At 71.0% G+C, this 10,405-nt stretch carries 10 protein-coding genes; 2 read left to right on the plus strand and 8 right to left on the minus strand.

Annotated elements, in window-relative coordinates; all coding sequences use genetic code 11:
* Positions 1–157: 157 nt before the first annotated feature.
* The 7 genes from QM582_RS17825 to QM582_RS17855 all read right to left on the minus strand — a co-directional run bounded on the left by QM582_RS17825 (position 158) and on the right by QM582_RS17855 (position 5,326).
* Positions 158–1,417 (minus strand): multidrug effflux MFS transporter, encoded by a 1,260-nt coding sequence (locus QM582_RS17825; RefSeq protein ID WP_415086664.1) that lies wholly within the window; start codon positions 1,415–1,417, stop codon positions 158–160.
* Positions 1,411–2,184, minus strand: coding sequence for a PIG-L family deacetylase (locus QM582_RS17830; protein ID WP_415086665.1), 774 nt, complete (start codon positions 2,182–2,184; stop codon positions 1,411–1,413). Before QM582_RS17830 ends, QM582_RS17825 begins: the two co-directional genes overlap by 7 nt.
* Positions 2,181–3,383 (minus strand): glycosyltransferase, encoded by a 1,203-nt coding sequence (locus tag QM582_RS17835; protein WP_415086666.1) that lies wholly within the window; start codon positions 3,381–3,383, stop codon positions 2,181–2,183. Before QM582_RS17835 ends, QM582_RS17830 begins: the two co-directional genes overlap by 4 nt.
* Before the next feature lie 33 nt (positions 3,384–3,416).
* Positions 3,417–3,818, minus strand: coding sequence for a type II toxin-antitoxin system VapC family toxin (locus QM582_RS17840; RefSeq protein ID WP_415086668.1), 402 nt, complete (start codon positions 3,816–3,818; stop codon positions 3,417–3,419).
* Between the two features lie 3 nt (positions 3,819–3,821).
* The gene (locus tag QM582_RS17845; protein ID WP_415086670.1) at positions 3,822–4,100 is read right to left on the minus strand and encodes a type II toxin-antitoxin system Phd/YefM family antitoxin; all 279 of its coding nucleotides are present in this window, start codon (positions 4,098–4,100) and stop codon (positions 3,822–3,824) included.
* Positions 4,101–4,163: 63 nt separating this feature from the next.
* On the minus strand, positions 4,164–5,063 hold the full coding sequence (locus tag QM582_RS17850) for a GNAT family N-acetyltransferase (protein ID WP_415086672.1): 900 nt from the start codon (positions 5,061–5,063) through the stop codon (positions 4,164–4,166).
* Positions 5,064–5,068: 5 nt separating this feature from the next.
* A complete protein-coding gene (locus QM582_RS17855) occupies positions 5,069–5,326 on the minus strand; it encodes a hypothetical protein (protein WP_415086673.1) in 258 nt (85 codons plus the stop codon).
* 185 nt (positions 5,327–5,511) lie between these two features.
* On the opposite strand from QM582_RS17855, the gene QM582_RS17860 reads away from it, so the two are divergent.
* Positions 5,512–5,925, plus strand: coding sequence for an HIT family protein (locus QM582_RS17860; protein ID WP_415086674.1), 414 nt, complete (start codon positions 5,512–5,514; stop codon positions 5,923–5,925).
* Here the strand turns inward: QM582_RS17860 and QM582_RS17865 are convergent.
* A complete protein-coding gene (locus QM582_RS17865; protein ID WP_415086676.1) occupies positions 5,922–7,646 on the minus strand; it encodes a glycerol-3-phosphate dehydrogenase/oxidase in 1,725 nt (574 codons plus the stop codon). The genes QM582_RS17860 and QM582_RS17865 overlap by 4 nt on opposite strands.
* A gap of 212 nt (positions 7,647–7,858) precedes the next feature.
* Here QM582_RS17865 and QM582_RS17870 point away from each other — a divergent pair, with 212 nt between their 5' ends.
* Entirely contained in the window at positions 7,859–10,183 is a 2,325-nt protein-coding gene (locus QM582_RS17870; protein ID WP_415086678.1) for a sodium-translocating pyrophosphatase, read from the plus strand.
* Positions 10,184–10,405 lie beyond the last annotated feature (222 nt).

Here is a 10,405-nt window from a genome sequence, read left to right on the forward strand (position 1 = left end):
TGAAATCTAGAACGCGTAGACTTGAACTTCAAGTCTGCACAGTGGGGCGGCGTCGACGCGACTCATCTCGGCTAGTCGGATAAGAGTACTAGTGAATCAGAGAACTGCTGGCGTGTGGGGTGTTCGGGTTGGCTGCCACATATGAAACTGGCGGCCCTCACATCTCGTCGAGCGGCTCGTAGGCCTGCGGGTCGGGCGGTGCCTGTGGCTCGGACTTCGCCACCTGCAGGTGCCGGCGCCACATCAGGTAGCCGATCGCGGTGAGCAGCAGCGCGGTGCCGGCCAGCATCGGCAGCGAGAACGCCACCGCCGGGGCCAGCGCGCCGGCGATGATCGCGTTCGACACCAGCGAGACGAAGCTCTGCACCGAGGACGCCGCCCCGCGGTTGGTGGGGAACAGGTCGAGCATCGCCAGGGTGAGGATCGGGAAGGCCAGCGCGATGCCGAAGGTGTAGACCGGCAGCAGCAGCACCGCCCAGGGCAGCGTCTGGGCGGCCGGCACCAGCATCAGCGCCAGATTGGCGGCGCCGGCGGCCAGGCTCACCCAGTAGCCGACGGTGGCCAGCCGGCGGCCGCTGACCCGGCCGGCCAGCCGTCCGGAGAACCAGGAGCCGATCACCATGCCGGAGATCAGTGGCACGAACAGCAGCCAGAAGTCCTGCTCGCCCTTGCCGAGCAGGTTGACCACGATCATCGGCGCCGCCGAGATGTAGACGAACATGCCGGCGAAGTTGATCATCGCGGTGAGCGCCAGCCGGCGTCCGTCCCGGTCGGTCCAGACCGCCCACAGCGAGCTGAACAGCGGGCCGACGCGCAGCGGCGACCGGTCCGATTCGGGGTGGGTCTCGGGCAGGAACAGCCAGACCAGCAGCAGCAACACCAGCCCCAGCCCGCACAGGAACCAGAAGATGCCGCGCCAGTCGCCGTGGGTCAGCAGCCAGCCGCCGACGATAGGGGCCAGCGCCGGCGCGAGGCCGAAGATCATCGCGATCTGCGACATCACCCGCTGCGCCCGGTTGCCGGAGAAGATGTCCCGCACCATGGCCCGGCTGATGATCTGGCCGGCGCCGGCACTCAGCCCCTGCAGGCCGCGGCCGACCAGTAGCAGGGCCAGGTTCGGGGCCACCGCACAGGCCAGCGACGCCACCACGAACAGGGCGCTGCCGACCAGGATCACCGGCTTGCGGCCCAGGGCGTCCGACAGCGGCCCGTGGAACAGGCTCATCACCGCGAACGACAGCAGATAGACGCTGATCAGCTGCTGTAGCGCCAGCGGCGAGGTGTCCAGGTCGATCGCCATCTGCGCGAACGCCGGGAACATGGTGTCGATGGAGAACGGGCCGACCATGCCCAGGCCGGCCAGGATGGTGAGCAGGATCCACTGCGCCGGCAGCTCGCGTCCGGACGCCTTCAGCACCGCCGCACCCCGATGCGCAACTGGATCGGTTCCCGCTGGCCGCCGCAGTGGATCACGTCGTCGCCGTCCCGGGTGAACTGGGACGCGTGCGCGTCCAGCGCCGGGATCAGCCGGGGCAACCAGTCCGCCAGTTCGAACCAGGTGGCGCCGTCGTCGTCCGGCGCCGAGCCGTCGCGGGGGATCGAGATCACCTCCGCGAAACCGACGCCGGCCAGCGCGGCGGCGGCCCTGGCGACGTCGTGGGCGTGGACGTGGTCGGGGTGGCCGTAGCCGCCGTCGGCCTGATAGCTGACCACCAGTTCGGCAGCCCACCAGGTCGCGAACGCGGCCAGGTCGGCGGACGCCTCGGCGACGCTCGCCGCGGTGAAGGCGTCCGGCCCGGCATCCTCACCCGGGCCGGCCACGGTCCGGGTCACCCAGCGCATCCCCGAATCGACGTAGCGGCGCGGCGGCAGCTCGGACGCCCGCGCCGGCGGCTCGCCCAGGAAGAACGGCCCCTCGGCGCCCAGCGCCCGCAGCGCCGCGGTCAGTTCGCCCTCGCGGTGGACGTCCAACGCGGCACTGCCGGCCAAGCGACTCAACGGTCCCGGCACCACCTCGCCGCGCTCGCCCCGGGTCGCGGTCACCACCGCGACCGCGACACCCGCCGCGGTCAGGTGCTGGATCAGCGCGCCGGTGGCCAGCGTCTCGTCGTCGGGGTGGGCGTGCGCGAACAGCACCCGCCGGACCTCGTCGAAGGGGCCGCCAGCAGCGGACGGCGCGCTCACAGCACCTCCCGGTAGTGCAGGTCGAGCAGCCGGGCCGTCCAGTCCCAGTTGAACCGGCGGGCATGGATCTGCGCCACCACACCCATCCGGGCCAGCCGCTGCGGCTTGGCCAGCAGCCGGGTGATCGCGGTGCCCCAGTCCTCGGGTTGCCGGGAGTCCATCAGCTGGCCGGTCTCGCCGTGCACCACCGCCTCGCGCAGCCCGCCGGCCGCGGACGCGATCACCGGCGTCCCGCACGACTCGGCCTCCAGCGCGATCAGCCCGAAGGTCTCCGAGTGCGACGGCACCAGCACGATCCGGGCGCCGCGCATCAACTCGGCCAGCCGTTCCCGGGGCTGCGGGCCGATGAAGTGGACGGCGTCGCGCAGCCCGTGCGCTTCGACCAGGGCGTGCAGGTCGGCCTCGTAGGCGGCGAAGTCGGCCGAGACGTCCCCGGCGATCAACAGGTCCGGACGCAGTTCGACCGGCACCTCGGCCAGCGCGCCGATCGCCAGGTCGGGACCCTTCAGCGGCTGCAGCCGGGCGGCGTAGAGCAGGTACCCGCGCGGGTTGGTCGAGTTCGTCCCGGTCGGGCTTGTCGAGACCCCCGGGTGGAAGACGGCCCGGTCCACCCCGGGCGGCACGATCACCACCCGGTCCGGGTCGGCGCCGCAGCGTTCCACCACGGTGCGGGCCTCGGCGGCGCTGATCGCGATCACCGCGTCCGACTCGGTGGCGACCAGCCGCTCGCCCGGCACCCGGGCCGGCGACTCCGGCGGCTCACCCTCGGACAACGCCGAACCGGGCAGCGCCGCCACCGAGTGGAAGCTCTGCAGATGCGGGACGCCCCAACGCCGGGCCACCGGCAACGCGGCCACGCCCGACATCCAGTGGTGCGAGTGCAGCACGTCGTAGCGCGCGTCCAGCCCGGCCAGGCCGGCCGAGAACTCCTCGATGTGCGCGTCGATCAGGCTCTTGGCCAGCCGCTGCGGCGGACCGGCCGGCAGATGCAGCAGCCGGACGGCGTCCGACAGCTCGACCAGGTCGGGCTGCGCCGGGTCGCTGCGCCGGGTGATCAGGTCGACCCGGTGACCCAGCCGGGCCAGCGCGAACGCCTGGTGGTACTCGACGACGTTCATGCCGCCGGCGTCACCGGAGCCCGGCAGATCGGCGGGGGAGGTGTGCATCGACACGAAGGCGATGTGGAGGGGCTCGGGCACCTGCTCACCCTAGACCCACCCCGCCGTCCCGATTCAGGCGGCTGCGACGGGGTCCGTCACCAGCAGGCCCAGGTGCTCCGCCACGGACGCCATGGTCTCGTCGTGGGTCGCCACGGTGACACTCCCGCCGATCAGCAGAGCCGTCGCCAGGTGCAAGGCGTCCAAGGTCTTGATGTGTCGCTCGATGGATTCGGCGACGGTGTGGGTCTCCCGGGTGATCTCCAGCATCCCGACGCGATCGAGCAGCGGCGCCCCGTCGGACACCGGGCGTCCGTCGCGGCGCAGCACCCGGACGACCTCGGTTCGCAGCAGCCGGGACGAGACGAAGGTCGCCCCCGTCTCCTGCATCCAGGACTGGAGCCGCCCCCGTTCCGGGACGTCCAGGATCGTTCGCAGGGCCACCGAGGAGTCCAGGTAGATCAGCGTCGAGGCCATGCTTCAGTGCTCCCCGCGCAGTTCGTCCAACAAGACGTCGGCTTCCGCGCTGGTGTAGGCGGGCCCGCCCGGGCGATCCGGCCATGGTGCCGGCGTCGACGCGGGAGGTGTGTATCGCCCCTCGCGTTCCAACCGCGCCAGTGCGCTCTCACTGTCGTCGACGACGCTGACCCGCCAGCGCGGCTTGCCCCGCTCGGTCACCACGACATCGTCCGTCGCGGTGACGCGGGCCAGCACCGACGCGGTGTGCTGGTTGAGCTCCCTTTTGGTGATCAGCTGCATGCCGCAAATGTACTACGTCTGTCAGACATGTGAACTGAGCGGCGACGAGCCCAACTCTTCGGCTCAGCTGGACCGTCCCGCCGGCGCCGGCGACGAGTAGCCGACGATGGTGGTCTCCAGGTCGAAGCCGAGCTTGCGGTACAGCGCGATCGCCGGGGCACGGTGGTCCTGCACGGTCAGGTTCACGTCGTGCTGCGGCGCGGCCTCGATGATCCGGCGGCAGATGGTGGCGGTCAGGCCCAGCCCGGCGCCGGTGCCGCGGGCGGCGGGGGTGACCGCGACGAAGTCGAGGTAGCCGGCCCCGTCGGCCTGGACCCGTCCGCAGCCGTAGCCGATCACCGTGCCGTCGGCCTCGCTGACCAGGGTGATCCGCTCGCCGGCGATGCCGTCGTCGATCATCTGCCGGGTGGGCAGGTAGGTGCCCGGGAACTCCGCGTCGTGCAGCGGGTCGATCGCGGCGAAGTCGTCGGCGCGGGCCGGGCGCACCCGCGGGTCGTCGGACGGCCATCCCGCGACGGCGTCCGCGCGCACCACGAACACGTGGTTGGGTACGGAGGCCGTCCAGCCGAGCTCGGCGGCGAGGGCGGCCAGCGGATGGTTCAGCACGTCGCCGGAGATCTCGTGCTGGACGATCCCGGACGCGCAGCCGGCCACCGCGGCCTCGACCAGCGGGCGGGCCACCGCGTCCCAAAGCCCGTCGGCGGCCCACGGGCCGTAGATCCAGCTGCGGCCCAGTTCGGCGTCGCTCTCGGTGACCGTGGCGCCGACGATGCGGCCGTCGGCATCGGTGACCACCAGCGCCGCGCCGGGCCAGGCGTCGCCGAACTCGTCCAGCTCCAGGCGCACGGACTCGGGTTCGGTGCCCAGGTAACAGGTGCCGGTGGCCGGATCGGCCTGCCGGGCGGCAATGAAGTCGAGCAGTTCCCCGATCTCGTCGGACGCGACCGGTCGGGGCTGGCTCATCGGCGTCAGTGCTGCAGATCGAGCAGGCGGCCGCTGGTCTCCCAGGCCAACGCCCGTGCCACGGCCAGACCCAGCGCGTACTGATCGTCGACGACGGTCAACTCGGTGCGCCACAGCTGGCTGGTCGGCTCGTGTGCGGGGTCGTCGTCCTCCATCCGGAAGGATCCGGACACCCGCAGTAGCGGCCGGTCGCAGTGTGTCACCGCCAACTGGCCGCAGTCGTCGATCACCTTCCATGGCTGCCCCTGCTGCACCGCCGACATGCCGGCAGCCAGGTCAGAGGCTGTGAGTGCTCGCTCACCAACGATCAATAGATCGCGTGTCATGAAGTCCCCCGTCTTCAGATCACCCGAAATAACACTTCCGGTGAGCCAGTCTGCCAATCGAATGGCCCAGGGGGAAGGGGGTCCGCCCACTGGAACCATTTTTTCGGTGTAACAATGGTGCGGTGGCGGAACGTGATATCGCCTGTGCGATCGTCGAAGGGCGGATGGCTGCCGACATCGTGCTGCGAACCGATGAGGTGATCGCGTTTCTGGATCACCGCCCGGTCTTCAAGGGCCACGTCCTGGTCTGCCCCACCCGGCACGTGGACACCCTGCTCGACCTCCCCGACGAACTGGTGCTGCCGCTGATCGGCGCCTGCCGCCGGATCGCCGCCGCGATGGGGACGGCGCTGGGCGCGCAGGGCAGCTTCGTGGCGATCAACAACGTGGTCAGCCAGTCGGTGCCGCACCTGCACGTCCACGTGGTGCCGCGCTCCAAGGGGGACGGGCTGCGCGGCTTCTTCTGGCCCCGGACGAACTACGCCGCCGGCGAGCAGGCGGAGTATGCCGAGCGGCTGCGTCAGGGACTCGGCTAAGCCTTGACCGCCTCCACCACCTCGGGTGCCGCCGACCGGGCCTGGGCCGCGGACGCGTCGTCCGGCTCGGTCGCTGCGGCCCGCTCGGCCTCGACCCGGGCCGTGTAGGCGTCGATCTCGGCGGCCTTGCGTCCCTCGTCCCAGCCCAGCCGTTCCGCGGCCAGGCCGGCGATCTCGGGCAGTGCGGCCAGTCCGGAGTCGGCGATCTCGTAGGTCAGCCGGGTGCGGTTGACCAGCAGGTCCTCCAGGTGCAGCGCACCCTCGTGGGTGCAGCCGTAGCCGATCTCGACCCGCAGGTAGTCCGGGGCGTGCTCCAGCGGCTCGGCCAGATCGGCCTGCTCGCGGCACTGGGCGATCAGGGTGTTGATCTCGCTGCCGTAGCGGTCCAGCAGGTGCCGCACCCGGCGTCCGTCCCAGCCGAACTCGGCGCCCAGCGAGTCGGCCTGTGCCGACAGCACCGAGTAGCCGGTTGCGCCCAGCAGCGGCGTCTTCTTGGTCAGCGACGGACGGGCCTTCGCCTGCGCCTCACCCAGCGCGAAGTCGACCGCGTCCTCGGCCATCACCCGGTAGGTGGTCAGCTTGCCGCCGGCGATGGTGACCAGCCCGGGGGCGGCCTCGGTGACGGTGTGCTCCCGGGACACCTTGGTGGAGGCCGTCCCGTCGCCCTTGGTGGCCGGCTGCAGCAGCGGCCGCAGCCCGGCCCAGGTGCCGATCACGTCGTCGCGGCTGATCGGCTTGGACAGCACCACGTTGGCGTGGTCGATCACGTAGTCGATGTCGGCGGCCGAGGCGACCGGGTGGGTGAAGTCCTGCTGGTAAGGGGTGTCGGTGGTGCCGATCACCCAGTAGCGCTCCCACGGAATGATGAACAGCACCGACTTCTCGGTCTGCAGGATGAAGCCGACCTCGCCGTCCAGCCGCTCCTTCGGCACCACGATGTGGATGCCCTTGGAGGCCAGCACCTTCAGCCCGCCCTGGGCCTCGGCCAGATCCTGGGTCTGCTCGGTCCACACCCCGGCGGCGGCGATCACGTGCTTGGCCTTGATGGTGAGGCTCTCGCCGCTCTCCAGGTCGGTGACCTCGGCGCCGTCCACCCGTCCGGCGGTCTTGGTGAAGTCGGTCACCTTGACCCGGCTGGCGGCCAGCGCGCCGTACTCGACGGCGGTGCGCACCAGGGTCAGGGTGAGCCGGGAGTCGTCGACCCGGGCGTCCCAGTAGCGGATCGCGCCGACCATCACGTCGGGGCGGACGTCGGGGAACAGCTTCTGCACGCCGGAGAGCCGGTAGTGCCGGTGGAACGGGGTGGTGGCCTTGGCGCCCAGCCGGGCCATCACGTCGTAGAGGGTGATGCCGGCCGCCACGTAGGGCCGCTCGATGTACTTCTTGGTCAGCGGGTACAGGAAGGACACCGGCTTGGCCAGGTGCGGGGCGAGGGTGGCGAGCAGCAGCTCGCGCTCGTGCAGCGCCTCGTTGACCAGCTTGAAGTCCAGCGCCTGCAGGTAGCGCAGGCCGCCGTGCAGCAGCTTGCTGGAGCGGGACGAGGTGCCGCTGGCCCAGTCCTGGGCCTCCACGATGCCGACCCGCAGGCCGCGGGTGACGGCGTCCAGCGCGATGCCGGCGCCGGTCACCCCACCCCCCACCACCAGGACGTCCAACTCCTCGGCGGCCAGCCGACGCAGGGCTGCGGCGCGCGAGGTCGGGTTCATTGCGGTGGCTGACATGGGCTGCTCCTGAGACTAGGGACGGACCTGCAGTCGCGATCCAACTAGGTTGTGGAGAATTCCGCAACCGAAGCGTTCACATAATCGACTCTTGTCGGAGACTCGTCCGGACGGCTGTCGCCCGCGTAGGTTGACCAATAGACTCCCCCCACCCCGGACCGGGGGAACCGACCTAAACCACCTGGCCACAAGCCGCGGCTCGAGGAGGACGCATGCTGCAGTTGGGCGCCACGAGCCTGGCCATCGTCTGGACCATCGCTGGGATCGCGGTGATCAGCCTCTTGTACGGGGTGTGGCTGCGACGTCAGGTGCTCGCCGAGGACGAGGGCACCACCCGGATGCGCGAGATCGCGCGGGCCGTCCAGGAGGGTGCCGCGGCCTACCTGAGCCGCCAGTTCCGCACCCTCGGGGTGTTCGCGGTGATCGCCTTCGGGCTGCTCTTCCTGCTCCCCGGCGACCTTTCGGTGAGACTGGGGCGTTCGGTGTTCTTCCTGGTCGGAGCCGGCTTCTCGGCGGCCATCGGGTACCTGGGGATGTGGCTGGCGGTGCGCGCCAACGTCCGGGTCGCGGCGGCCGCGATGCGCGACAACGGCCGCATCGAGGGCGCCAAGATCGCCTTCCGGACCGGCGGTGTGGTCGGCATGAGCGTGGTCGGGCTGGGCCTGCTGGGCGCCGCCGCGGTGGTGCTGCTGTATCGCGAGCAGGCGCCGTCGGTGCTGGAGGGTTTCGGCTTCGGTGCGGCGCTGCTGGCGATGTTCATGCGGGTCGGCGGCGGCATCTTCACCAAGGCCGCGGACGTCGGCGCCGACCTGGTCGGCAAGGTCGAGCAGTCGATCCCCGAGGACGACCCGCGCAATGCCGCCACCATCGCCGACAACGTGGGCGACAACGTCGGCGACTGCGCCGGGATGGCCGCCGACCTGTTCGAGTCCTACGCGGTGACCCTGGTGGCCGCGCTGATCCTGGGCAAGGCCGCGTTCGGCGAGCAGGGCCTGGTGTTCCCGCTGCTGGTGCCGGCGATCGGTGCGCTGACCGCGGTGCTCGGCATCGCCATCACGCGTATTCGCGGCAACGAATCCGGCCTGACCGCGATCAACCGCGGCTTCTACACCTCCGCCGCGGCCGGGGCTGTGCTGGCCGCGGTGGCGGCCTTCGTCTACCTGCCGTCCAGCTTCGCCGCGCTGCCCGCCGTCCCCGACCTGGTCAGCTCGCTGCCCGGCGATCCGCGGCTGATGGCGGCGGCGTCGGTGGCGATCGGCATCGTGCTGGCCGGCGTCATCCTGTGGCTCACCGGCTACTTCACCGGCACCGACTCCAACCCCACCATCCACGTGGCGCGCACCTCGCTGACCGGCCCGGCCACCGTGGTGCTGGCCGGCATCGGGGTCGGCTTCGAGTCGGCCGTGTACACCGCCGGCATCATCGCCGCCGCGATCTGCGGGGTGTTCCTGATCTCCGGCGGCTCGATCATCCTGTCGCTGTTCATGATCGCGCTGGCCGGCTGCGGCCTGCTCACCACGGTCGGCGTCATCGTCGCCATGGACACCTTCGGCCCGGTCTCCGACAACGCCCAGGGCATCGCGGTGATGAGCAAGGACGTCGACGAGCAGGGCGAGGCGATCCTGACCGCGCTGGACGCCGACGGCAACACCACCAAGGCGATCACCAAGGGCATCGCGATCGCCACCGCGGTGCTGGCCGCCACCGCGCTGTTCGGCTCCTACACCGACGCGGTGAACCACTCGCTGGCCTCGCTCACCCAGCAGACCGGCAACGCCATCGTGGCCTCGATGCTGACCTACGAGATCGTCTCGCCGATCACCCTGGTCGGGGTGATCCTCGGCGCCGCGACGGTCTTCCTGTTCTCCGGGCTGGCCATCGACGCGGTCACCCGGGCGGCCGGGGCGATCGTCTTCGAGGTGCGCCGCCAGTTCGCCGAGATCCCCGGCATCATGACCGGCGAGGGACGTCCGGAGTACGGCCGGGTGGTCGACATCTGCACCAGGGACTCGCTGCGTGAGCTAGCCACACCGGGCCTGCTGGCGGCGTCCGCCCCGATCGCGGTCGGCTTCGGCCTGGGCGTCGGCCCGCTGGCCGGCTTCCTCGGCGGCGCGATCGTCGCGGGGGTGCTGATGGCGGTCTTCCTGGCCAACTCCGGCGGCGCCTGGGACAACGCCAAGAAGCTGGTCGAGGACGGCCGCTACGGCGGCAAGAACTCCGACGCGCACGCCGCGACGGTGATCGGCGACACCGTCGGCGACCCGTTCAAGGACACCGCCGGGCCGGCGATCAACCCGCTGATCAAGGTGATGAACCTGGTCGCGGTGCTGATCGCCCCGGCCGTGGTGGCCATCTCGGTGGGCGAGGGCGCGAACCCGGTGCTGCGGATCGCGATCGGCACGGTGGCCGGGCTGATCGCGATGGGCGGCGTGGTGCTGTCCCGGGTCCGGGCGCACAAGGTGGACGTCGAGGGCCGGCTGGAGCACGAGATGCACCTGGTCGACGACGATCCGGCCAGCGAGGTAACGAACAGATAACTCATCCCCCCGTCCGGGTACGAAACCCGGTCGTGGTGGTTTCCTACTGGTGAACATCGATCAGGGGGAAACATGTTCGACAACGACTCCGCGGCGATCACCGCCGCCATCCGTTCCGGCCGGCTGCAGCAGATCCAGGCCGAGCCGCGCCGCCAGCCGTCCGCGGCCACCTCGACCACGTCCGGACGCCGGCTCGCCGCCGCGCACGCCGGCCGCGGCACC

This window comes from Micropruina sp., from assembly GCF_047607385.1.
Lineage (GTDB): Bacteria > Actinomycetota > Actinomycetes > Propionibacteriales > Propionibacteriaceae > Micropruina.